Origin of the sequence: Priestia sp. YIM B13551, assembly GCF_042787905.1 — a bacterium.
Classification (GTDB): Bacteria; Bacillota; Bacilli; order Bacillales; family Bacillaceae_H; genus Priestia.
Map to the genome: position 1 here is coordinate 337,712 of NZ_JBHZOX010000005.1, position 24,833 is coordinate 362,544.

General features: G+C 37.9%; 25 protein-coding genes and 4 tRNA genes. 2 read left to right on the forward strand and 27 right to left on the reverse strand.

What is annotated here, in order from left to right; all coding sequences use genetic code 11:
- Positions 1–2: 2 nt before the first annotated feature.
- The 17 genes from yycF to ACFX4N_RS23430 form a co-directional block, all read right to left on the reverse strand.
- A complete protein-coding gene (gene yycF, locus ACFX4N_RS23350) occupies positions 3–710 on the reverse strand; it encodes a response regulator YycF (RefSeq protein ID WP_013059907.1) in 708 nt (235 codons plus the stop codon).
- 262 nt (positions 711–972) lie between these two features.
- Positions 973–1,045, reverse strand: a tRNA-Phe gene (locus ACFX4N_RS23355).
- 4 nt (positions 1,046–1,049) lie between these two features.
- Positions 1,050–1,125, reverse strand: a tRNA-Asp gene (locus ACFX4N_RS23360).
- A gap of 35 nt (positions 1,126–1,160) precedes the next feature.
- Positions 1,161–1,232, reverse strand: a tRNA-Glu gene (locus ACFX4N_RS23365).
- A gap of 15 nt (positions 1,233–1,247) precedes the next feature.
- Positions 1,248–1,320: transfer RNA gene (locus tag ACFX4N_RS23370), tRNA-Lys, on the reverse strand.
- Between the two features lie 168 nt (positions 1,321–1,488).
- The gene (locus ACFX4N_RS23375; protein WP_013085553.1) at positions 1,489–2,775 is read right to left on the reverse strand and encodes an adenylosuccinate synthase; all 1,287 of its coding nucleotides are present in this window, start codon (positions 2,773–2,775) and stop codon (positions 1,489–1,491) included.
- Positions 2,776–2,962: 187 nt separating this feature from the next.
- A complete protein-coding gene (gene dnaB / locus ACFX4N_RS23380; protein ID WP_013059909.1) occupies positions 2,963–4,327 on the reverse strand; it encodes a replicative DNA helicase in 1,365 nt (454 codons plus the stop codon).
- Between the two features lie 116 nt (positions 4,328–4,443).
- Complete coding sequence (rplI, locus tag ACFX4N_RS23385) at positions 4,444–4,893, reverse strand: 50S ribosomal protein L9 (protein ID WP_013059910.1); 450 nt, start codon at positions 4,891–4,893, stop codon at positions 4,444–4,446.
- Positions 4,890–6,863, reverse strand: coding sequence for a DHH family phosphoesterase (locus ACFX4N_RS23390; RefSeq protein ID WP_057275249.1), 1,974 nt, complete (start codon positions 6,861–6,863; stop codon positions 4,890–4,892). The genes rplI and ACFX4N_RS23390 overlap by 4 nt, the downstream gene beginning before the upstream one ends.
- A gap of 36 nt (positions 6,864–6,899) precedes the next feature.
- A complete protein-coding gene (locus tag ACFX4N_RS23395; RefSeq protein WP_013059912.1) occupies positions 6,900–7,844 on the reverse strand; it encodes a YybS family protein in 945 nt (314 codons plus the stop codon).
- A 138-nt stretch (positions 7,845–7,982) separates the two neighbouring features.
- Complete coding sequence (rpsR, locus tag ACFX4N_RS23400) at positions 7,983–8,222, reverse strand: 30S ribosomal protein S18 (RefSeq protein ID WP_013059913.1); 240 nt, start codon at positions 8,220–8,222, stop codon at positions 7,983–7,985.
- A gap of 66 nt (positions 8,223–8,288) precedes the next feature.
- Positions 8,289–8,789: a single-stranded DNA-binding protein gene (gene ssb, locus ACFX4N_RS23405; RefSeq protein ID WP_013059914.1), complete on the reverse strand. Its 501-nt coding sequence runs from the start codon at positions 8,787–8,789 to the stop codon at positions 8,289–8,291.
- Positions 8,790–8,837: 48 nt separating this feature from the next.
- On the reverse strand, positions 8,838–9,125 hold the full coding sequence (gene rpsF / locus ACFX4N_RS23410; protein WP_013059915.1) for a 30S ribosomal protein S6: 288 nt from the start codon (positions 9,123–9,125) through the stop codon (positions 8,838–8,840).
- 189 nt (positions 9,126–9,314) lie between these two features.
- Positions 9,315–10,415, reverse strand: coding sequence for a redox-regulated ATPase YchF (ychF, locus tag ACFX4N_RS23415; RefSeq protein ID WP_013059916.1), 1,101 nt, complete (start codon positions 10,413–10,415; stop codon positions 9,315–9,317).
- A gap of 170 nt (positions 10,416–10,585) precedes the next feature.
- The gene (locus tag ACFX4N_RS23420; protein WP_013059917.1) at positions 10,586–10,783 is read right to left on the reverse strand and encodes a DUF951 domain-containing protein; all 198 of its coding nucleotides are present in this window, start codon (positions 10,781–10,783) and stop codon (positions 10,586–10,588) included.
- A gap of 14 nt (positions 10,784–10,797) precedes the next feature.
- Positions 10,798–11,691 carry a mechanosensitive ion channel family protein gene (locus ACFX4N_RS23425; RefSeq protein WP_029319512.1) on the reverse strand — a complete coding sequence of 298 codons (894 nt, stop codon included), beginning with the start codon at positions 11,689–11,691 and terminating at the stop codon, positions 10,798–10,800.
- 67 nt (positions 11,692–11,758) lie between these two features.
- Positions 11,759–12,772 (reverse strand): YkvI family membrane protein, encoded by a 1,014-nt coding sequence (locus ACFX4N_RS23430; protein ID WP_013059919.1) that lies wholly within the window; start codon positions 12,770–12,772, stop codon positions 11,759–11,761.
- Between the two features lie 86 nt (positions 12,773–12,858).
- On the opposite strand from ACFX4N_RS23430, the gene yyaC reads away from it, so the two are divergent.
- On the forward strand, positions 12,859–13,479 hold the full coding sequence (yyaC, locus tag ACFX4N_RS23435) for a spore protease YyaC (protein ID WP_013059920.1): 621 nt from the start codon (positions 12,859–12,861) through the stop codon (positions 13,477–13,479).
- 32 nt (positions 13,480–13,511) lie between these two features.
- Here the strand turns inward: yyaC and ACFX4N_RS23440 are convergent, their stop codons facing one another.
- The 10 genes from ACFX4N_RS23440 to rpmH all read right to left on the reverse strand — a co-directional run bounded on the left by ACFX4N_RS23440 (position 13,512) and on the right by rpmH (position 22,720).
- Positions 13,512–14,381, reverse strand: coding sequence for a ParB/RepB/Spo0J family partition protein (locus ACFX4N_RS23440; RefSeq protein WP_013059921.1), 870 nt, complete (start codon positions 14,379–14,381; stop codon positions 13,512–13,514).
- On the reverse strand, positions 14,353–15,135 hold the full coding sequence (locus tag ACFX4N_RS23445; protein ID WP_013059922.1) for a ParA family protein: 783 nt from the start codon (positions 15,133–15,135) through the stop codon (positions 14,353–14,355). Before ACFX4N_RS23445 ends, ACFX4N_RS23440 begins: the two co-directional genes overlap by 29 nt.
- A 117-nt stretch (positions 15,136–15,252) precedes the next feature.
- A complete protein-coding gene (gene noc / locus ACFX4N_RS23450; RefSeq protein ID WP_013059923.1) occupies positions 15,253–16,128 on the reverse strand; it encodes a nucleoid occlusion protein in 876 nt (291 codons plus the stop codon).
- A gap of 135 nt (positions 16,129–16,263) precedes the next feature.
- A complete protein-coding gene (gene rsmG, locus ACFX4N_RS23455) occupies positions 16,264–16,980 on the reverse strand; it encodes a 16S rRNA (guanine(527)-N(7))-methyltransferase RsmG (protein ID WP_029319514.1) in 717 nt (238 codons plus the stop codon).
- A 30-nt stretch (positions 16,981–17,010) separates the two neighbouring features.
- Positions 17,011–18,900 carry a tRNA uridine-5-carboxymethylaminomethyl(34) synthesis enzyme MnmG gene (gene mnmG, locus ACFX4N_RS23460; RefSeq protein ID WP_063670755.1) on the reverse strand — a complete coding sequence of 630 codons (1,890 nt, stop codon included), beginning with the start codon at positions 18,898–18,900 and terminating at the stop codon, positions 17,011–17,013.
- Positions 18,901–18,922: 22 nt separating this feature from the next.
- Positions 18,923–20,311 (reverse strand): tRNA uridine-5-carboxymethylaminomethyl(34) synthesis GTPase MnmE, encoded by a 1,389-nt coding sequence (gene mnmE / locus ACFX4N_RS23465; RefSeq protein WP_029319516.1) that lies wholly within the window; start codon positions 20,309–20,311, stop codon positions 18,923–18,925.
- Between the two features lie 305 nt (positions 20,312–20,616).
- A complete protein-coding gene (gene jag, locus ACFX4N_RS23470) occupies positions 20,617–21,246 on the reverse strand; it encodes an RNA-binding cell elongation regulator Jag/EloR (RefSeq protein ID WP_013059927.1) in 630 nt (209 codons plus the stop codon).
- Complete coding sequence (gene spoIIIJ, locus ACFX4N_RS23475) at positions 21,243–22,007, reverse strand: YidC family membrane integrase SpoIIIJ (RefSeq protein WP_013059928.1); 765 nt, start codon at positions 22,005–22,007, stop codon at positions 21,243–21,245. The genes jag and spoIIIJ overlap by 4 nt, the downstream gene beginning before the upstream one ends.
- A 114-nt stretch (positions 22,008–22,121) precedes the next feature.
- Entirely contained in the window at positions 22,122–22,475 is a 354-nt protein-coding gene (gene rnpA, locus ACFX4N_RS23480; protein ID WP_013059929.1) for a ribonuclease P protein component, read from the reverse strand.
- Positions 22,476–22,585: 110 nt separating this feature from the next.
- Positions 22,586–22,720: a 50S ribosomal protein L34 gene (gene rpmH, locus ACFX4N_RS23485; protein WP_013059930.1), complete on the reverse strand. Its 135-nt coding sequence runs from the start codon at positions 22,718–22,720 to the stop codon at positions 22,586–22,588.
- Positions 22,721–23,474: 754 nt separating this feature from the next.
- Between rpmH and dnaA the strand changes: the two genes are divergently transcribed.
- Positions 23,475–24,818 (forward strand): chromosomal replication initiator protein DnaA, encoded by a 1,344-nt coding sequence (dnaA, locus tag ACFX4N_RS23490; protein WP_013054820.1) that lies wholly within the window; start codon positions 23,475–23,477, stop codon positions 24,816–24,818.
- Positions 24,819–24,833 lie beyond the last annotated feature (15 nt).

Sequence of the window (24,833 nt, forward strand, 5' to 3'; positions counted from 1 at the left end):
AATTACTCCTGCTCTGGGCTGCGTAAATAATAGCCTACTCCACGTCTTGTTACAATCCACATTGGATGGCTTGGATTATCTTCAATTTTTTCACGTAATCTTCGAACTGTTACATCTACCGTACGCACATCACCAAAATAGTCATAACCCCATACAGTTTGAAGCAAGTGTTCACGCGTCATGACTTGTCCAATGTGTTTCGCTAAATAATGCAGCAGCTCAAATTCACGGTGAGTCAGTTCAATCGTTTCTCCGCGCTTAGACACGATATAAGCATCTGGGTGAATAACAAGTGCTCCAATTGTAATTTCATTCGTTTCGCTTTCTTCCGTTGGAGCAGCTACCTGCTGATGTCTACGCAAATTAGCTTTTACACGTGCTAATAATTCACGCGTACTAAACGGCTTAGTTACATAATCATCTGCACCTAATTCTAGACCTAAAACTTTGTCAATTTCAGAGTCTTTTGCTGTTAACATGATAATTGGCATATCATATTTTTTGCGTACTTCTCGGCAAACTTCCATTCCATCTTTCTGAGGAAGCATAATATCTAATAAAATCATTTCAGGCTGTACTTCTTCCACTTTTTCAAGTGCTTCTACGCCATCATAAGCACAAAATACTTCGTAACCTTCTTTTTGCAAATTAAACTTTAAAATATCTGCAATCGGCTTTTCGTCATCTACGACTAAAATACGTTTATCCATGATCATCGTTCTCCTTTATTAGTTGAAGCAAAATATAAAAGATAGTATTCATACTGTTTGAATACCGTAGTTTTATTATACTTGATAACCCTTGAAACGTCACAAGTTCATCCTCTACTATACATGAAGATATATGATTTTCAACCATCTCTAAATACAAAAGTAATATATTACCACAAAAGAGATACAAAGCAAATAACGTTTTCTTTTAAATGTAAATAAAAGAAAAAAGCATGACTTTAAATAAAGTCATGCTTTTTGATGGCTCGGGACGGAATCGAACCGCCGACACAAGGATTTTCAGTCCTTTGCTCTACCAACTGAGCTACCGAGCCAAAATGGCGGTCCCGACGGGAATCGAACCCGCGATCTCCTGCGTGACAGGCAGGCATGTTAACCGCTACACCACGGGACCTCAGTCTATATGCTATGTATTAAAAATATTAAAAATGACCCGTACGGGATTCGAACCCGTGTTACCGCCGTGAAAGGGCGGTGTCTTAACCGCTTGACCAACGGGCCACGTTGTAATAAAAGTGAGCCATGAAGGACTCGAACCTTCGACCCTCTGATTAAAAGTCAGATGCTCTACCAACTGAGCTAATGGCTCATGTTATATCTCTTAGCGACGCTTATTATAATAACATGATATTTCATATGAATGCAATAGTTTTTTTAAAACTTTCTTTTTATTATTGAGCTTTTTTTAAAAATCTTGTTAACAAAGCACCAATTATAAATAAAAAAGGTTAGCTCACGAGGAGCTAACCTTTTTTATTTAGCTATATACACCACGTAATACATTTGTTTGTGTGCGATCTGGACCTACAGAGAAAATAGATAAAGGAATACCTGTTAATTGAGACACTCGCTCTAAGTAGTGGCGAGCGTTATCAGGTAACTCATCTAATGTTTTCACACCCGTAATATCTTCTGTCCAACCTGGAAGCTCTTCATATACAGGTTCGCATTCTGCAAGTGTTTTTAAGCTAGCAGGGAATTCTTCCATAACTTCCCCTTTATAACGGTAAGCTACACAAATCTTTAATGTCTCAATTCCCGTTAATACATCAATTGAGTTTAAAGATAAATCTGTGATTCCGCTAACGCGACGAGCATGACGTACAACTACACTGTCGAACCAACCTACACGGCGAGGACGACCAGTTGTTGTACCATATTCACGTCCTACTTCACGGATTTGATCACCGATTTCGTTTGTTAATTCAGTTGGGAAAGGACCGTCACCAACACGAGTTGTATACGCTTTTGATACACCTACAACGTGTTTGATTTTAGATGGACCTACACCAGAACCAATTGTTACTCCACCCGCTACTGGGTTTGAAGATGTAACAAATGGATATGTTCCTTGGTCGATATCTAACATAACACCTTGTGCGCCTTCAAATAGTACACGACGTCCTTCGTCTAACGCATCATTTAATACTACTGATGTGTCAACAACATATTTTGCAACTTGTTGACCATACTCATAGTACTCATCTAAAATTTCTTCTAATGTAAAGCCTTCTACTTCATACATTTTTTCAAGAAGGCGATTCTTTTCAGCTAAGTTTTGTGTTAATTTTGCTTCAAATACTTCACGGTCTAGTAAATCAGCAATTCGAATACCAACACGTGCTGCTTTATCCATATAAGCTGGTCCAATACCTTTTTTCGTTGTACCAATCTTATTTTCACCTTTACGTTCTTCTTCAACTTCATCTAATTTTAAATGATACGGAAGAATCACATGAGCTCGGTTACTAATACGTAAGTTTTCTGTTGTTACACCGCGATCATGTAAGTATTTTAATTCTTGAACAAGCGCTTTTGGATCGACAACCATACCGTTTCCAATTACACATGTTTTGTCATTATAAAAAATACCTGAAGGAATTAAATGTAACTTATAAGTTTCACCATTAAACTTAATTGTATGACCTGCATTGTTCCCACCTTGGTAACGTGCAATCACTTCTGCATTTTCTGATAGGAAGTCTGTAATCTTCCCTTTTCCTTCATCTCCCCATTGTGTTCCTACTACAACGACTGAAGACATATCTTAAGCACCTCCGCTTAGTAAGCAACAGCTCACTACGACATAATTTAACCATGGATAAGTGTATCAATTTATCACGCTAAAGTCAATTAAATCCGAACGATTTAACAAAAGTTATTACAAATATATCGTATTTTGCGGAACGAATGCGATAACAATAAAATAAAACCTCTCATATTGAGAGGTTTTATGCACCAGGCGGCACTCCTGCGTCATCAAAGCGCCGCTCGAGATTAACGAATTTATTGTACTCTTTTACAAAGGCAAGCTGTACGGTTCCAACTGGACCGTTACGCTGCTTGGCTATAATAATCTCGATAATATTTTGATTTTCTGTATCTTTTTCATAATAGTCTTCACGATATAAGAAAGCTACGATATCGGCATCCTGCTCAATACTTCCGGATTCACGGATATCAGACATCATTGGTCGCTTATCTTGTCTTTGCTCTACTCCACGGGAAAGCTGTGATAAGGCGATAACAGGAACTTCTAATTCACGAGCTAAAGCTTTTAACGCACGAGAAATTTCAGATACTTCCTGCTGTCGGTTTTCTCCGCTTCGTCCATTTCCTTGAATGAGCTGTAAGTAGTCAATTAAAATCATCCCAAGCCCGCCTTCTTGTTTCAAGCGACGACACTTAGAACGAATTTCACCTACACGAATACCCGGTGTATCATCAATATAAATCCCTGCATTGGACAAAGATCCCATTGCCATAGTGAGCTTTCCCCAGTCATCAGCTGTAAGCGAACCTGTACGCAGCCTTTGTGCATCAATATTTCCTTCCGCACACAGCATCCTCATAACAAGCTGCTGAGCACCCATCTCTAAACTGAAGATGGCTACGTTCTCATCCGTTTTCGTTGCAACGTTTTGCGCAATATTTAAGGCAAAAGCCGTTTTACCTACAGATGGTCGAGCCGCTACAATGATTAAATCATTTCGCTGGAACCCTGCTGTCATTCTATCTAAATCACTAAACCCGGTTGGGATACCTGTAATGTCACCTTTTCGATTGTGAAGAACTTCGATATCATCGTACGTTTGTACAAGTACATCTTTGATATTTTGAAACACACCGCTGTTTTTACGCTGTGCTACTTCTAAAATGTTTTTTTCCGCTTCATTTAATAAAACTTCCACTTCGTCTTCCCTTGCATATCCTTCTGAAGCAATATGCGTTGCAGTACGAATTAAACGGCGTAAAATCGACTTTTCTTCTACGATTTTACCGTAATACTCTACGTTTGCAGCCGTTGGAACAGAGTTAGCTAAATCACTTAAATACGATACGCCGCCAACTTCTTCTAGGATTTTTTGGTCAGCTAATTCAGACGTTACCGTTACCAAATCAACCGGTTCACCTTGGTCAGAAAGTTTCAGCATACATGTAAAGATTTTCTGGTGCGATGCCCGGTAAAAATCTTCAGGTATTAGCAGTTCAGATGCTAAGGTTAAAGAAGAAGGCTCTAAGAAAATGGCCCCTAATAGCGCTTGCTCTGCTTCAATATTCTGAGGCGGAAGACGATCAGCAAAAAGATCACTCATATTTCTATGCCCCTCTTATATTCTTTCAGTATTTTCTTTCATCATAAATGTTGGCGCGAACAAATACAAGTCCGCGCCAACCCTTTATATTATTTACTTATTTCTCAATCTTACGTTTATTTTTGTTCAGTCACGTGTACCTTTACCGTAGCCGTTACTTCCGGGTGTAATTTAACCGGTACATTTGTGTAGCCTAATGCGCGAATTGCATCATTTAATTCAATTTTACGCTTATCTACTTTAATTTTGTGCTTTTTCTTTAATTCTTCAGCAATTTGTTTGCTTGTGATAGAACCGAATAAACGGCCACCTTCACCAGATTTTGCTGTTAATTCAACTGTTAGTTCTTCAAGAGTTGCTTTTAACTCTTTGTTTGCTTGAAGTTCTGCAGCTGCATCTTTTTGCTCTCTATTTTTTTGTGCTTCTAATACTTTCACATTACCGCCTGTAGCTTCAACAGCATAACCATTTTTTAATAAGAAGTTATGTGCATAACCGTCTGAAACATTTTTCACTTCACCTTTTTTGCCTTTTCCTTTTACATCTTTTAAGAAAATTACTTTCATGATTTTTTACCTCCATCTAAGTACTCATCAATTGCTTGTTTAAGCCGTTCTTCAGCTTCATCCAAACTAATGTCTTGAAGCTGAGTAGCAGCATTCGTTAAGTGGCCTCCGCCTTGGAGACTTTCCATAATAACTTGTACATTGATATCTCCCAGCGATCTAGCACTAATGCCAATTAGATTATCCCGTCGCTTAGAAATAACAAACGAAGCAACCACTCCGCTGATTGAAAGCAGCGTATCTGCAGCTTGCGCAATTAACACTTGATCATACATTTTGTTTGGTTCAGCTCGTGAAATGGCAATACCTGCTGTATAAATCTCTGCATGTTCAATAAAGCGTGCTCGCTGTACATATTGCGTGATATCTTCTTTTAAAAACTTTTGAACAAGAACCGTATCTGCGCCTTGAGAACGTAAAAAGGACGCTGCATCAAACGTACGAGATCCCGTGCGTAATGTAAAGCTTTTTGTATCGACAATAATACCGGCTAAAAGTGCTGTTGCTTCTAGCATATCAATTTTAAATCGTTTTGGCTGGTATTCAAGAAGCTCAGTAACGAGTTCTGCTGTCGAGGAAGCATATGGCTCCATATAGACAAGAAGAGGATCTTCGATAAAGTCTTCTCCTCGTCTATGATGATCAATGACCACGACATTTTCAATACGATTTAATAACCTTTCTTCAATAACCAGGGACGGCTTATGCGTATCTACTACTACTAAAAGAGTATCATCACTCACAAGATTTAAGGCTTCTTCAGGCGTAATAAATCGTTCCCACAGGCCTTCTTTCTTTTTAATCTCTTCCAGCATTCGCTGAACACCTGTGTCGATATGATCAGGATCTAATACAATAAAACCGTCTTTCTGATTTACTTGGGCTACTTTTAGTATCCCAATAGCAGCTCCTACAGCATCCATATCCGGATACTTATGACCCATGATAATCACTTTTCCACTCTCTGTAATGAGCTCTTTTAACGCGTGAGAAATAACTCTTGCACGCACGCGCGTCCGTTTTTCCATTGGGTTTGTCTTACCTCCAAAGAATTTCACTTTTCCATTCGGCTGTTTAATCGCTACTTGATCTCCACCACGACCTAAGGCCAAATCCAAGCTAGATTGAGCCAAAGCACCCAGTTCGGGTAAATCAGCCGCACCAGCCCCAATACCGATACTCAATGTAAGCGGTATATTTTGTTTAGACGTCTCTTCTCGAACTTGGTCTAAGATAGAAAATTTACTTCGCTCTAAATGAATTAAGATTTGTTCATTCATAATCGCAATAAACTTTTCAGAAGACGTACGTTTAATAAAAATACCGTATTCTTGAGCCCAATTATTTAATATTGAGGTTACTTGGCTATTCAAGTTACTTTTAACTTGATCATCCATTCCTTGCGTTAGTTCATCATAATTATCTAAGAAGATAATTCCTAAACTTGTTCGTTCTTCTTCATACAATTTTTCGATTTCTATTTGCTCTGTAATATCAAAGAAGTACAGTAAGCGCTCGTCTCGTTTAATCACCACTTTGAATTTCCGATCATGCAATGTGACAGCTTCTGTTTCCACTTCTTGTTTGATCAGTGGAATAATGCTTTCGGCTACATCGTATAATGATCTTCCCACTAGTGTGTCTTCACCCAGACAAGATGCTAGAAAAGGATTTGTCCATTCAATTTGATATTCATCATTAAACAGCATAATCCCAATAGGCATTTCCATTAATGCCTCTTCGCCTACTTTTTTCAGCCGATGAGACAGCATTGAAATATAGGTTTCAAACTCATCGGACAGCATTCGCTCCATTCTCATGTATAGAAAAAGACAGGCCAATAGTAATATGAAGCCTATCATTCCTATGATCCAATTATGATAGGTCACGATACCTACTAAAATCAGGGCTATACTATACAATGAGTAAAATGGATAGCGAATGACGTTCTTTTTTGTAAAGACAGGCATCCATTTCAGCTCCTACTTTTTTAAGTTCCACAATATCTACTTTTTTGTGTCTAATTGTTTTCTTAAATTAAATCCTAAATCAATTATACCTAAGATGCGCACAATTTGAAGGATAATTGGAATAATTAATGCTAAAATTGTTACAACAATTGGAATTGCTTTGGCATACCCTTTTTGATGTGAGAAATAGAAAATAAAAGAGATCCCTTGTAACACTACTAACATTTGCAGTCCCATCACGATGTTGATAATAGCTACGTACATAAATGTACCTTGTTCAATATTAAAAGATGGGAAGGATAAGATTAATGCAATCAAATAATACCATAGAATACTTTTAGGAAGTTTGAATTCACGAAAAGGCGGGAATGCTTGCACCTCATAACCTGTTCTTTTAAGAATAGGCGTAGCAATAAGCTGAGAGAAAAAGGCCAGAATAACTCCACCTATAACAATTAATAGAGGCAACAGATTTTTAAACATATCAAATGCATCTCTCATTTGGTCAATTTGAGATTCCTTAACGTCTTGTCCTAAACTTTTCATCATTTCAATACTTTGATTAATCGATTGATCTAAAGCATTATTTATTTGCTCCATTAAATTAACATTAAAAATGACATTTGCTCCTACGAACAATAAAAGTAAACCTAAACTAAATGCAACCGTGCCGCCTAGTAAAATGGTATACCTTTTTTGTTTTTGTCGGTAAAGCATTCCTATTGCTAATCCACCAATACCAAATACAAATGTAAAAGGAAGAGTCAACACATTTCCAAATAACAAAGTCAATAACAACCCTACTACTAAAAATAATATTGCCTTTTTCCACCCATGACGAACGGTATACACAATAAATGGAACAGCTAGCGCTAGTTGAAAAATGGTTCCCACAACAGGTATGTATAGTGAAAAAAGCAACAGCGCCACAAACAGGGCTAAAAGAGCTGCTCCTTCTGTAATATATCGAATTCCTTTCACAACTTCACCTCGTTGATATAGACTATTATTTATTTTATCGATTCAGTTAGTAAGAAGCAACTATTTGGCAAAAGAGTACCTATGTAATGTAAAAAGAGGCAGTAAGGATTCCCTTACTGCCTCTTTTTATACCGTTCATTATTCACCAGAAACATATGGTAATAATGCCATTTGACGAGCGCGTTTGATAGCGATCGTTAATTTACGTTGGTATTTAGCGCTTGTTCCAGTTACACGACGAGGTAAAATTTTACCACGCTCTGAAACGAATTTTTTAAGCATATCTACATCTTTGTAATCGATGTGAGTGATGCCGTTTGCTGTGAAGAAACAAACCTTACGACGTCTGTTGCGTCCACCTTTACGTCCACCTGCCATTTTGATACGCCTCCTTCCGCTTAAAAGTTTCTATAAAATTTTATACTCCGGATAATCTACTGCGAATTAAAACGGTAAATCGTCATCAGAAATGTCAATTGTCTCGCCATTATTTGCAAATGGATCATCATCAACGCGAGTATAACCTTGATTACCTGAGTTACGGTTCTGATTATCTCCAAATGGAGAGCCTTGTCCAGATCCTCCAGTGTTAGCAAAGTTACTGCGTTGCGTATCCCCACCGCCACTTTTCGGCTCTAAAAATTGCACACTTTCCGCTACAACTTCCGTTACGTATACACGACGACCGTCTTGTCCTTCGTAACTGCGAGATTGTAGTCGACCATCAACACCAGCTAAACTTCCTTTTTTAAGGAAATTGGCTGCATTTTCAGCCTGACGACGCCATACAACACAGTTGATGAAGTCAGCTTCACGTTCACCTTGCTGATTTGTAAATGTGCGGTTTACCGCTAAAGTGAATGTTGCAACCGCTGCTCCACTCGGGGTATAACGTAATTCAGGATCTTTGGTTAAGCGTCCTACGAGAATTACGCGATTCATCATCAGAACCACTCCTTAAGGAAATAAAACCCAATTTATTTAAACGTTTAATTATGCTTCTTGTTTAACAACGATATGACGGATAATGTCTTCGTTGATTTTCGCAAGACGATCAAATTCAGAAACTGCTTCTGAAGTAGCCGCCACGTCAAGAATCATGTAGTAACCGTCACGGAAATCATTGATTTCGTATGCTAAACGACGTTTACCCCATTCTTTAACATTTGCGATTTCAGCACCATTATCAGTTAATACGCCGTTGAAGCGCTCAACTAATGCTTTCTTTGCTTCGTCATCAATGCTTGGACGGATGATGTACATTACTTCATACTTTCTCATCACTGTCACCTCCTTTTGGTCTAACGGCCCGAAACGGGCAAGGAGCAATAAAATATTACTCACGAATTAAAATTATAGCACACTACCATAGGCAAAGCAATACGCATTGCCGCCTGTTTCGTAAATATACGCTAATATTTTCACACACGACAAAAGCCAAAAGAAAATATTTTCTTTCGGCTTTTAATCTTATACGTTAAAGCGGAAATGCATAACGTCTCCGTCTTTTACGATGTATTCTTTTCCTTCTAAACGTACTTTTCCGGCTTCACGAGCTGCTCCCATTGTTTTGGCAGCTAATAAGTCTTCATATGATACCGTTTCTGCACGAATAAATCCGCGTTCAAAATCTGTATGAATAATACCTGCACACTCAGGAGCTTTCATACCTTGTGTAAACGTCCACGCCCGTACTTCTTGCTCACCAGCTGTAAAGTACGTGGCTAATCCAAGTAAATCGTACGCTGCACGTACAAGCTGATCTAGACCTGACTGTTCAATGCCTAGTTCTTCAAGGAACATTGCTTTTTCTTCTCCTTCAAGTTCAGCAATTTCAGATTCAATGCGTGCGCAAACAACAATTACTTCTGCGCCTTCACTTGCCGCATACTCACGCACTTTTGCTACATATTCGTTAGCAGATGCATCGGCTACTTCGTCTTCAGAAACGTTTGCTACATAAAGAATAGGTTTGATCGTTAGCAAGTGAAATTGTTTTACTAACTTCATTTGTTCTTCTGTAAATGATACAGCACGAGCTGGCTGATCACTTTCAAATGCATTCTTTAGTTTCTCTAGAATTTCGTATTCATACATTGCTTCTTTATCTTTTTGTTTAGCCATTTTTTGAACACGGCCGATACGCTTCTCTACCGTTTCTAAATCCGCTAAAATTAATTCTAAATTAATTGTTTCAATATCTGAAATAGGGTCTACTTTTCCTGAAACGTGCGTGATGTTTTCATCTTCAAAACAACGTACAACGTGACAAATTGCATCTACTTCTCGAATATGAGATAAGAATTTGTTTCCAAGACCTTCACCTTTACTAGCACCTTTTACGATTCCAGCGATATCTGTGAATTCAAATGCTGTTGGAATTGTTTTTTTAGGTTTTACAAGCTCTGTAAGTTTTTGAAGACGATGATCAGGTACTTCTACAATACCCACGTTAGGATCAATCGTACAGAAAGGATAGTTCGCAGATTCTGCGCCCGCTTGTGTAATTGCATTAAATAATGTTGATTTTCCAACGTTCGGAAGACCAACAATTCCAGCTGTTAAAGCCATATATTTATTCACTCCTCTTTATATATCCGAAACAAGTTAACCTGTCACAATTATAGTGAGTCAACTTTTGAAATACAAGTTTAATAAAGAACCTTTAGTCGCATCATGTTAAGATACTTCATTTTGTCCCACCTTACAGTATAAGGCATAAACATAGAAAATGCATGAGGTTATTCCTCATGCTTTACAAGAATTTTTTTCATTTTACGTGCAAAATCACGTCGTGGAATCATTACGCTGTGGCCGCAGCCTTCACATTTAATGCGGATATCCATTCCCATTCGAATGATTTTCCATTCATTTGTACCGCAAGGATGAGGTTTTTTCATTTCCACAACGTCATTTAAACCAAATTCTTTTTCCGTCATCAGCTCTCTCCCCCTTATTTCCCTTTCAACGTCGACGAATGCTGTGCTTCTTCTGTACGATTATACATAACCATACGAGGAAATGGAACTTCAATGCCATGTTCATTTAGCCTTGTACGCACCTCTTTACGAATCATACGAGAAATATGGAAATGCCTCATTGGTTTTACTTCGCTTGTAATCCTCATTGTGACTTCAGTTGCATGGATATTTTGAACCCCCAGCAATTCAGGCGTTTTAACCATATCTTCATAGCGGCTTGGCAATTCTTCTAAGAGCTCTAAAATCACTTGTTCTGCTTTTTGTATGTTTTCTTCATAAGAAATGCTTACATCAACAAAAGCTACGCTGTTATGTAACGAAAAATTAGTGACCTCCACAATACTGCCATTGGGCAAAATATTAATTTCACCTGTCCAACTCTTAATCTTTGTTGTTCGCAACCCAATTTCTTCTACAGTTCCCTCAAATGTTCCTACTCGAACATAATCGCCAACGGAGAACTGATCTTCAAAGATAATAAAAAATCCCGTGATGATGTCTTTCACTAAGTTTTGAGCACCAAACCCTACCGCGAGCCCTACGATTCCAGCCCCCGCTAGCAATCCTCGAACATCTACCGATAATGTTTCTAAAATCATAACTCCGGCAACGAAATAAATAACATAAGAAAAAACATTCTGAAGCAAACGGACCATGGTAGCTTCTCGTCGCTCAGAAATACGCAGAGGGCTATTTGTGCGAACCTCTACAAATTTATTTAACGCTTGCTTTCCAATTCGAATTAAAAACATGGAAATAAGCAGAATCAACAGAATTTTTATGAAGCCTTCTCCAATGTGTGCCCACGTTTCTTCTTGAAAAAACGGCTCAAATACGTTCTTAAAAACTGACGTCAACGAATTCATACTACATGTAGCTCCTATCGTAACATACTCTACATACGAGAAAGTTTTAATCTATTGTAGCAAGTTTCTACGAACTTTTGTAGCGATTTCGAAATGGATATAATAGAACGGCTGTTACTAAAAATAAATTGACGATTCCATACATTGGATACAAAACGGCAATCAAAGTAGAAAAACCTAACTTTGTAAAGGGAATCATTAAAAGTAGCCAGCAGGCTGCCAGTTTCCAAAGAGATTGCACCTTTTCAGTATGAAAACGCGCGGTCAGTCCTAAGATTCCCGATACGGCTGTTGTATAAATTGCAATGAGCAAAACAATGCTCATTAAAAACAGCATCGTATAAGGAAAGTCTTTAAGAATAGCGAATAATGGAATTTCATAGGAAGAAAGAAGGCCTGAAACTTGAATAAGCGATTCATTATAAATAAAGGAGAGCCCCCCTAATAAAAAGCCACTGCCAACACTTGCAATATAAATCTCTTTTTTGCTTTTAATTTCCTTTCCAATTGTAGATAATACCGCGACAAGAGGAAGAATATTTAAAGCCGTAAAGGTAAACGCAGCAGGCCAATTATGCTGAAGATGCCAATCAGTTACTCCAGGATGACGTAAAACAAATGTAAGAAGGACACCAGCTAGTCCAATCATTAAGATTGGCATAACGAAAGAATTGATAGAAAGAAGCCCATTTAATCCTCTTGAAAAAACAAAGACGATAAACGCACTAAGAGCGCCAATTCCCCACCAATAAGGAACATGCCACATTTCCAATGTCGCCCCGCCGCCCGCGATCATAATCACCGTCGTCGTAAACAAATAAAAAACGATTAAAACATCATAGGCTGCAGCCCATCTCTTTCCTATTAATTCAATTAGCACTGGGTAAAATTGATTGGTTCGGTAGCGATAGCTGATTTGCATAATCACATTGCAAGAAATCGCAAAAATAATAGAAAATAGAAAAATAGCAAGTCCGCTTTCTTCGCCAAAAAACTGCCATAGCTCTCTCCCTGAAGCATACCCAGCGCCTATCATGGTTCCCATAATTAAGAATATCCATTTACATCCTGCTCTCCACATCGATTTTCCCCCAATCCATGAAATATATGTATAGAATCTTCAAAATCTTCGTATACTGTTACTATTATGTATAAGGAGTGGACCCTATGAATTTAAAATCTCCCTTCTTTGAGAAGACACAACATTCAACCCGCGTATTTCATGATGAAGAATCTGCTACAAAGAAGCTGAGTACACAGTTACTATCTTTACTTCCAGCACAGAAAGACAGACCAATTGTTTTTGTATGTATTGGAACGGACCGTTCAACTGGGGACTCATTGGGTCCATTAGTCGGAACGAAACTGAATGAAAAAAAAGTTTCATCTTTTCACATTTTTGGAACGTTAGAAGAGCCTGTTCATGCTGTTAATTTGAAAGAAACGTTAAAACATATTCAAAAGCTTTTCCCGAATCCTTTTATTATTGGAATTGATGCTTGTTTAGGTCGTATGAAAAGCGTAGGCTCTGCATCACTTGGAATAGGACCCGTTAAACCAGGAGCAGGAGTTAATAAAGAATTGCCGCCAGTCGGGGATATTCATATAACAGGGGTTGTCAACGTGAGCGGATTTATGGAGTTTTTCGTCTTGCAAAATACGAGGCTTCACCTCGTTATGTGCATTGCCGATTTAATTGCGAAAAGTATTGAGACTGCGCACAACGAACGAGAGAAAGAGTTTAATAATTCTTCGGTTTACCAACCTGTAAGACATTATAAACAATAAAAAAGGTTGTCCTAAAACTAGGACAACCTTTTTTATACAGAAGATTTGTTAGTCTGAGAAAGATCGTTAAATAATTCAAGAAGACGGTTTAAATCTTCTTTAGAGAAAAATTCGATTTCAATTTTTCCTTTTTTCTTGCTTTGTGTAATGTGAACAGAGGTACCAAAACGCTCACGAAGCTGTGTTTCACTTTGTTTTATAAATAAATCTTTATCTTTTTTAGTTTTTGATGTTTCACGTGGAACGGCTTTATTTAAGTGGGCAATATAAGCCTCTAGCTGTCTAACATTCAATTGTTCCTTGCGTATTTTTTCAACGACTTTAGGTAGAAGAGCTTTATTTTTCAAACCGACTAGCGTACGCCCGTGGCCCATAGACAATTCATTAGTAGAAATGAGGGTTTGAATTTCCTCAGGCAACTGCAAGAGGCGAACATAGTTAGCAATATGAGGTCGGCTTTTTCCCAGTCGTGTAGCAAGTTGCTCCTGTGTCATATCGAGCTTATCCATAAGCAATTGATAAGCGGTTGCTTCTTCAATTGGCGTCAAATCTTCACGCTGTAAATTCTCCAACAAAGCTAGTTCCATCATTTGCTTTTCTGAAAAGTCTTTTATAATGACAGGAACAGTAGCAAGGTCGGCTTCTTTAGCAGCTCTAAATCGTCTTTCACCCGCTAAGATTTCATAGCCTTTAATGCTTTTGCGAGCTACAATAGGCTGTAAGATGCCATGATGTAAAATGGATTGCTTTAACTCATTAATTGCTTCTTTATTAAACGTTTTACGTGGTTGATAGGGGTTGGGTCTGAGTTCGTGAATAGCAACTTCCTGAATTGAATCATCAGCCTGTGCATCTAAGCCTGAAAATAAGGCATTAATTCCTTTCCCTAATCCTTTCGCCATTATAAATCACTTCCTTTGCAAGTTCCGTATAAACTGCGGCCCCTCTAGATCTTGCATCATATAAGATAATTGGTTCACCATGACTAGGTGCTTCGCTCAAACGAACATTTCGAGGAATAATCGTTTGATAAACGCGATCCTGAAAGTACTTCTTCACTTCTGCTGTTACCTGCAGTCCTAAATTTGTGCGTGCGTCAAGCATAGTCAACAATACACCTTCGATACGCAGTTGATTATTCAAATGTTTTTGGACTAATCTAACGGTATTTAGCAGTTGACTTAATCCTTCAAGCGCATAATATTCACACTGTACAGGTATTAAAACAGAATCAGCTGCCGTTAAAGCATTTAATGTCAGTAAACCAAGAGAAGGGGGACAATCAATAATAACATAATCAAAGTGATCTTTCACCGTTTCTAAAGCTCTCTTAAGTCGAACTTCACGTGAAATAGTCGACACTAATTCAATTTCTGCACCAGCTAATTGAATGGTCGCGGGAATGATTGATAAATTTTCGACGGCTGTTGAACGCACAACGTTTTTGGCTTCCATATCTTCCACTACTACATTGTAAATACATTCATCTACATCTGCTTTATCTATGCCAACTCCACTCGTAGCGTTACCCTGTGGATCTCCGTCTACAAGTAGAACCTTTTTTCCTTGTTCAGCTAAACAAGCTCCTAAATTAACAGCGGTTGTTGTTTTTCCAACTCCGCCTTTTTGATTCGCAACTGCCACAATTTTCCCCATGTTGTCACCTACTTTCATTTCCATCCCATTTGTCCAGACAGTTTAATTGTTCATTGAATTTTCTGACGAAAAACTTTGATAAAAAAGCCTCATCAAAAAAAGATGAGGGCTATTTCTTTATTTTTTCGGAATCTTAATAGTAAACTGAAAATATTCATCAAACTCTTCTTCTTCCGTGTTTAATGAAATACCGCTGTCACTAACCATTGTCAAGGATTGACGAATTGTATTCATTGCAATACGCGTATCTTTACTAAACGCTTTTCTTTTAGCTTTTGGCTTTTTAACCTGCGTTTCTAACAATTTAACTACTCGATCTTCCGTTTGTTTTACATTTAATTGTTTTTCAATAATCTCAGCTAATACTTGAAGTTGTTTTTCTTGATTTTTGAGGGGAATGAGCGCTCTTGCATGTCGCTCTGTAATCAATTTTTGTTTGATTGCTTCTTGTATTTCAACAGGAAGCTTTAACAAACGAAGCTTGTTTGCAATTGTGGATTGGCCTTTTCCTAAACGTTGAGCTAATGCCTCTTGGGTAAGATTATGTAACTCAATTAACTTTGCGTAGGCTAGTGCTTCTTCGACAGCCGTTAGCTCTTCACGTTGTAAGTTTTCTATTAAAGCCACAGAGGCCGTTTCTGTATCGTTAAAATGTTTCACAATTGCAGGAACCGTATCCCATCCTAAGCTTTGTACAGCTCTCCACCGGCGTTCTCCAGCAATTAATTCGTATTCTTCGCCCTCAGTCGGTCGAACCACAATAGGTTGAATAATACCGTGTGTATGAATAGTAAGAGCTAGCTCTTCAATTTTTGCTTCATTAAACACAGTACGCGGCTGATAACGATTCGGAATAATACTTGAAACCCTAATTTGTTTTACTTCATCTCTTAAAACTTTTTCGACATTTTCATCTTGGACAGTTTCAATCTCTACATGAATATCCTCATCTTTTTCTTTTAAATTAAAAAAACGTGAAAAAGCAGATTTCATAGTCCCACACCACCTTCAGGAAAATCCCGCCTTAAACTAATTCGATGTTTTTTAATCATATCCTGCTTTCTAAACAGAAAATATAGAGAAGAAAATGTTTCATATGAAACATTCTCTTCTCTATCTATTTAATACCTACTCTAGTGGAAGCTTAACTGGGGTACCAGGTTTTCTAGGATATTTTTTAGGCGTTTTCTTGATTTTGTCTATTAAAATAATGTAACGTTCACTTTGCTCCAAAGGCAATTGGAAATGTTCAATCGACTTCACTTTTCCACCTAATACTTGGAATGATTTTTCTCCATTTTTTAATTCCTCAGGGGCAGAAGCACCTTTCATTGCTAAAAAGCGTCCTCGTTCTTTAACAAGCGGTAAGCAAAATTCATTAAGAACCGAGATACGCGCCACGGCTCTTGCCGTTACAAGATCGAATGACTCGCGAATCGTTTCTTTTTTACCAAATGTTTCAGCTCGATCATGACATAGTGTGACATTGTCTAGTTCAAGCTCATTTACAAGATGCGTTAAAAACGTAATACGCTTTTGTAACGAATCAACGATTGTTACATGCAAATGCGGGAAGCAAATTTTGATCGGAATACTTGGAAATCCTGCTCCTGCACCTACATCACACATGGATTCAATTTCTGTAAAGTCTTGAAAAAAAGCAGCTGAAATAGAATCGTAAAAATGCTTTTCATACACTTCACCGTGATCAGTGATAGCAGTTAAATTCATTTTTTCGTTCCATTCCACTAAAACTTGATAATACTTTTCAAATTGATTCAGCTGTTTAGAAGAAAGAGAAATTCCCTTTTCCTCTAATAGCTGTTGAAACTGTTGAATATTCATTGAGTTTCCCTTTCTTCGCGCCTAAGAGTTTTAATCATTTGATACTTTAGCGATGCGCCCTTGTTCAATATAAACAAGCAAGATTGAAATATCAGCTGGGTTGACTCCAGAAATACGTGATGCTTGCGCTACCGTTAGTGGACGCACTTGGTTTAATTTTTGACGTGCTTCTGTAGCTAAACCGTTAATTGCATCATAATCGATATAATCAGGAATCTTTTTGTTTTCTAACTTCTTCAAGCGTTCAACTTGCTGAAGTGATTTCTGAATATATCCTTCGTATTTCACCTGAATTTCTACTTGTTCAGCTACTTCAGGATCTACCGTCTCATCAGCTGGTGCTAATTGATGAATATGAGTATATGTCATTTCAGGACGGCGAAGTAAATCTGTCGCACGAATGCCATCTTTTAATTCGCTGCCGCCAGCTTCTTTAATCAGTTGTTGAACAGCTTCATTCGGCTTAATAATAAAGGAGAAAAGACGTTTCTTCTCTTGCTCGATTTCCGCTTTCTTCTGTTCAAATTTAGCATAGCGCTCATCGCTGATTAATCCTAGTTCACGACCAATTTCAGTAAGGCGTAAATCAGCGTTATCATGACGAAGCAATAAACGATATTCTGCACGAGACGTTAGCAGACGGTACGGTTCATTTGTTCCTTTTGTTACTAAATCATCCACCAATACACCAATGTAAGCATCAGAACGTCCTAAGATGACTTCTTCTTGTTCCAGCGCTCTTCTTCCCGCGTTAATTCCAGCAAGAAGACCTTGGCCTGCAGCTTCTTCATAACCAGATGTTCCGTTAATTTGTCCAGCCGTATAAAGATTTTTAATTTTCTTCGTTTCAAGCGTTGGCCATAACTGAGTCGGAACAATTGCATCATATTCAATAGCATAGCCCGCACGCATCATTTGGACTTTTTCAAGACCAGGAATTGTCGCAAGCATTTGACGCTGTACGTGCTCAGGAAGGCTTGTTGATAGTCCTTGAACATATACTTCTTGCGTATTTCGTCCTTCTGGCTCTAAGAAAATTTGGTGGCGCGGTTTATCATTAAAGCGCACAACCTTATCTTCAATAGATGGACAGTAGCGTGGTCCAGTACCTTTGATCATCCCAGAATACATAGGAGATAAGTGAAGGTTGTCATCAATAATTTGATGAGTTTGTTCACTTGTATATGTTAACCAGCAAGGCAGTTGATCTGTAATGTACTGTGTTGTTTCGTATGAGAAAGCACGAGGCACATCATCCCCAGGCTGAATCTCCGTTTTGCTGTAATCAATAGTTGAGCTATTAACACGAGGTGGAGTTCCTGTTTTAAAACGGACCATGTCCAGCCCTAACTCCTCTAAGTGTTCAGAAAGCTTAATAGCCGGTTGTTGATTATTAGGACCGCTTGAATATTTTAGTTCACCTAAAATAATTTCCCCGCGTAAGAATGTCCCTGTCGTAATAACAACTGTTTTAGCTTTATACACAGCTCCCGTTTGAGTGACAACGCCCGTACATACACCGTCTTCTACGATTAATTGTTCTACCATACCTTGCATAAGCGTTAGATTTTCTTCATTTTCTAACGTTTTTTTCATTTCATGCTGATAAGCAAATTTATCCGCTTGAGCTCTAAGTGCTCGAACAGCTGGACCTTTTCCTGTGTTTAACATTCTCATTTGAATATGAGTTTTATCGATATTTTTACCCATTTCTCCGCCAAGAGCATCAATTTCACGTACGACAATACCTTTTGCAGGACCGCCTACAGAAGGGTTGCAGGGCATAAATGCCACCATGTCTAAGTTGATGGTCAACGTTAACGTTTTAGCACCCATACGCGCAGAAGCAAGTGCGGCTTCACAACCTGCATGACCTGCTCCAATGACAATAACATCATATTGTCCACCTTCATATTGCATAATAGTAGCCTCCTTTAATAATCTATTTTCCTAAACAGAATTGAGAGAACAACTGATCAATTAAGCTTTCGTGAACAGCATCACCAATAATTTCACCTAATAGTTCCCACGTTCTTGTTAAATCAATTTGGACGATATCGATTGGAACACCACTTTCAATGCCTGTGATGGCCTCATCGATAGCTCCTCTTGCTTGCGTTAAAAGCGCAATATGTCTCGTATTAGATAAATATGTTAAATCTTGAGATTCAATTGTTCCTCCAAAGAAAAGAGCTGCGATTGCTTCTTCAAGCTGATCTACTCCTTGTTCTTGAAGGAGCGAAGTCGTCACTACTGGATGATCACCAGCAAATTGCTGCACTTCCTCTAGATTAATTTTTTGCTCAAGATCTGTTTTATTCACAATCACGATAACGTCCATGCCTTTTACAGCTTCAAATAGCTTTTTATCTTCGTCCGTTAGTTCTTCATTAAAATTCAACACAAGCAAAATTAAATCTGCTTCTTTCAAATACTGACGGGAGCGTTCCACACCAATTCGTTCTACAATATCTTCTGTTTCACGAATTCCAGCTGTATCAACTAATCGCAGAGGAACTCCTCGCACATTGACGTACTCTTCGATTACATCTCGCGTCGTTCCAGGAATGTCTGTGACAATGGCCTTTGCATCTTGCACTAAACTATTTAGAAGAGAAGATTTCCCTACATTAGGACGTCCAATAATAACCGTAGCCAATCCTTCTCTTAAAATTTTTCCTTGATGAGAGGTTTGAAGAAGCTTATCAATTTCTTGGCGTACATTTGAAGCTTTTTCGATCAATACTTGGTGAGTCATTTCCTCTACATCGTCATATTCTGGGTAGTCAATGTTTACTTCTACATGGGCAAGTGTTTCGAGAATTTCCTGCCGTAAATGACGTACTAGCTTGGACAAACGCCCTTCCATTTGGCCAATCGCCATATTCATCGCTTTATCTGTTTTGGCACGAATTAAATCCATTACAGCTTCTGCTTGTGACAAGTCTACTCGACCATTTAAAAATGCTCGTTTTGTAAACTCACCCGGCTCAGCTAAACGGGCACCATTTGCAATAACTAACTGCAGCACACGATTAACGGATACAATTCCTCCGTGACAGTTAATTTCAATAATGTCTTCTCTAGTAAATGTCTTGGGACCTTTCATAATGGAAAGCATCACTTCTTCGACGACTTGCTCTGTCTTGGGATCTACGATATGGCCGTAGTGAATAGTATGAGAAGCTACGTCTGTTAATCGTTTGTTCGAAACGCTTTTAAAGATACGATCTGCAATCGTAATGGCTTCTTCACCACTCAGGCGGACGATGGCAATAGCTCCTTCTCCCATTGGTGTAGAAATGGCCGCAATTGTATCAAAATCTAGCACCAACTTCACCTCATTTCATTTTATAAACCTTTTATTTTAAACGATGTTATATACTATCATCGTTAACAATTTTACACGAACAAAAACATCTATTTTAAGGCACGTAATTTGTATGAACCAAATAAATAGAATACCACAATTCACCGATTTGGAACATCTCTAACGTTCTTCTGTTATGCACAGCAAGAAAAACAGGCAGTATGTACTATTTTAACTTATCCACATGTGAATAACAACGTATGTAACTTGTTTTTTTGAACGCTAGCTTGATAAAAGTAAACATAAAAAAGCACTAGCGCATTTTGCTAGTGCTTTTTTCCGACGGGCTGAACCAAAATACTTCTTTTCGGTTCTTTTCCGATAGAGTGTGTCTCAACTAAAGAATTTTTAGCTAACACTTGGTGAATCATTTTTCTTTCATGCGAAGGCATTGGTTCTAGTTGAACAGATCGATTCGTTTTAATCGCCTGATTCGCTATTTTTAATGCCAGTTTTTCGACCATTTCTTTTCGTTTTTCTCGGTAGCCTTCTGGGTTTAATACAACATTTAAAAATTGCTGACTGTATCGATTAGCTACCAGTTGTGTGAGAAGCTGGAGCGCATTGAGGGTTTGTCCATGTTTTCCAATCAGCATTCCCGCTGAATCGCTACTAATCTCAATTATGCAGTTTCTCGAGGTTTTTTTGACGTTCGTATGAATCGAAATCCCCATTTCACGGCTAACATTTGTAATAAAATGAACCGCTTCCTCTACAGGGTCAACTATTTTTGTAACTTTTACAACTGCGGGTTTTCCCTTAAAGATTCCTAAAAATCCTTTTTTGCCTGGTTCAATTATTTCTACATTTGTTTGATTTCGCTCTACTTCTAAAGCATCTAATGCTTCTTGAACAGCAGCTTCAATCGTCTGGGCCGTAATTGTGATTTCGTTCATTTTTTAACCCCTTCAATATTCGCTTGTTTTAAGTCTGGCCCTTTAATGAAGTAGGTTTGAATAATCATAAATAGATTTCCCACTACCCAATAAAGAGATAAAGCGGCTGGAAAATTGATTGCAAAAACGACAATCATGATCGGCATAACCCAAAGCATCATAGCCATTTGAGGATTTTGATTTGCATTTCCGGCCATCATCATCTTTTGCTGAATAAACGTTGTGATTCCTGCGACAACTGGTAAGATAAATAGCGGATCACGCGCACCTAAATCAAACCATAAAAAGCTGTTGTTTGCGATTTCTGACGTTCGTGTAATCGCGTGGAAAATTCCGATAAGAATGGGCATTTGAATTAGAATTGGGAAGCACCCAGCTAAAGGATTTACTCCGTAAGTTTGGAATAATGCCATCGTTTCTTTCTGCAATTGCTGCTGCGTCTGGGCATCTTTTGAACTGTACTTCTCCTTTAACTTCTGCATTTCGGGCTGAAGCGTCTGCATTGCTTTCGTGTTTCTCATCTGTTTAATCATAAGCGGTAGAATAAGTAAGCGAATCAGGATTGTGACAACGATGATCGCAACTCCATAGCTTTTAAATACCTCCGCCAGATACGTAATAACTAATGACAGCGGATACACAACATACTCATTCCAAAAACCTTTACTATCATCTGTAATAGGTTGGTTAATTTCCGTACAACCCGCTAAAACAGTTAATAGAAAGATAAGCGTTATCCCTAAAAACAACTTCTTCTTCACCTGTTTTCCTCCTTCTACATGTTCACCTTTCAATTCTGAAAGTGCGTCAAAATCCATTATATAAGGATGCGGTAGAAAAACAACAGCTATTAAAGGCTTTTCTTCTATTGTTTATTAATCGTTTTGTCTATGTGTAAGTAATTTGCCACGCTTAAAGACATGCTGCAAGCTGCTTTTAATTTCTTCATAGCTCATTGTTGCAGCAGGCTGCCTTGCAATTACAATATAATCTTTGTCTTGCTTCAAATACGGTGTGAATTCAAACATAATTTGTTTAGCAAGGCGCTTAACTCGATTACGAGTCACGGCATTTCCAATCTTTTTGCCCACGGAGAATCCTACGCGGAAATGTTCTTGATCCGGTTTGTCTAGAACATACAAGACAAATTGGCGATTCGCTACGGACTTGCCCTTTTTAAAAACTGTTTGAAATTCATCATTCTTTTTTATACGATATCTTTTTTTCATTTTTAACAACTCCTGCCCTTTTTCAGGTCATGCTTTTATGTAGTCCCTACAGGAACAGAGGTGATTTTAGCCTTATAAAGCGAAAAAAGACCACTGGCGTCAGTGGTCTATTATGCTGATAATACTTTTCTTCCTTTACGACGACGACGAGCTAAAACTTTACGTCCATTCGCTGAGCTCATACGAGCGCGGAAACCGTGTACTTTACTGTGCTTACGTTTGTTTGGTTGGTAAGTTCTTTTCATCTATAAACACCTCCTCGAGGAATAACTGAAAAAGACAGTCCTTGCAATTATAATGAAAAGACTAAGAAGATGTCAATGTTATTTAAAAAATAAAATTTTCAATCTCTTGGTTTCATTATCTGTTTTACTCAATCTTCTTCATTCTAATATCTTTATAACCCAATTGTCTATACCTAATCAATAAAATTCATTGATTTATTAAAGAAAAAATTTTTCCTTTTCATCTCTTTTTCTTTCTCTACCAGCTGCGATCGCATCCTTACTGAACAAAACTACAACAATACAGGTTATAAAAAGCCTCTTTTTTATTCAAATTCTTCTCTTAAACCATTGTGGATAAGTTTTTTCGACATTTTTCTACTTTTCCATTTCTTATCGACAACTCATGCACACTATCTTGTGTTGTGGAAAACTTTTCTCCACAAGGTGTAGTGATTGTGGATAAGTTTCGAAAATTCATTGCATCATGCCGAATTCTTTGATATTATATTTTTGTTTTCACTCTTAATTACTTTTCCACAGTTGGTTTTTATCCACAAACTGTGGACAACTTGTGGACATCATTTCCACTATCACTGTATAAAGTTATCCACACCATGTGGAATCTGTCGAATAGTCGACTTTCTTCTATAATATATATTTACCCACATAATAGCAATTGTATAAATATAAATTTTTTATGCATAAGGTTTTGTGCAGGTTGTACAAGGGTTGTACAAAGCGCATAAAAGCTAGAAAAAGGAGGGATTGCTCGTTGGAAAACATTCATGATTTATGGGATAGAGCTTTAGATCAAATTGAAAAAAAATTAAGCAAACCTAGTTTTGAAACCTGGCTCAAATCGACAAAAGCTCATGCTTTACAAGGAGACACGCTCATTATTACTGCACCTAATGATTTTGCACGGGACTGGTTAGAATCTAGGTATTCTAATTTAATTGCTGAAACACTTTATGATCTTACGGGGGAAGAGTTAGATGTAAAATTTATTATTCCTCCTAACCAGGCCGAGGAAGAATTCGATATTCAAACTCCTAAAAAGAAAGTCAATAAAGACGAAGGAGCAGAATTTCCTCAAAGCATGCTAAATTCGAAGTATACCTTTGATACATTTGTTATCGGATCTGGAAATCGGTTTGCGCATGCAGCTTCTTTAGCAGTAGCAGAAGCGCCGGCTAAAGCGTATAATCCGCTTTTTATTTACGGGGGAGTAGGATTAGGCAAAACACACTTAATGCACGCCATAGGCCACTATGTGTTAGATCATAATCCTGCCGCGAAAGTCGTGTACTTATCATCTGAAAAATTCACAAACGAGTTTATTAACTCTATTCGTGACAATAAAGCAGTAGAATTCCGCAACAAATACCGTAATGTAGATGTTTTACTGATTGATGATATTCAATTCTTAGCAGGTAAAGAGCAGACACAAGAAGAATTTTTCCATACGTTTAATACGCTTCACGAAGAAAGCAAGCAGATTGTCATCTCAAGTGATCGACCGCCGAAAGAAATTCCTACACTTGAAGATCGACTTCGCTCTCGCTTTGAATGGGGCCTTATTACAGACATCACACCACCAGATTTGGAAACACGAATTGCTATTTTGCGTAAAAAAGCCAAAGCGGACGGCTTAGTTATTCCAAATGAAGTTATGCTTTATATCGCCAATCAGATTGATTCAAATATTAGAGAATTAGAAGGCGCACTTATTCGTGTAGTAGCTTATTCTTCACTAATTAATAAAGATATAAACGCTGATTTAGCAGCAGAAGCATTAAAAGATATCATTCCTAGTTCAAAACCTAGGGTTATTACGATTCAAGACATCCAACAGATTGTTGGACAAGAATTTAATATAAAATTAGATGATTTCAAAGCAAAGAAACGTACAAAGTCAGTTGCGTTTCCTAGACAAATTGCCATGTACCTTTCTCGCGAACTAACGGATTTTTCGCTGCCTAAAATTGGAGAAGAGTTTGGCGGGCGAGACCATACTACTGTCATCCATGCTCATGAAAAAATCTCAAAACTTGTTCAAACAGATACTGACCTACAAAAACAAATTAAAGAAATAAGTGAATCACTAAAAATATAGGCTTTTTTTACTTGT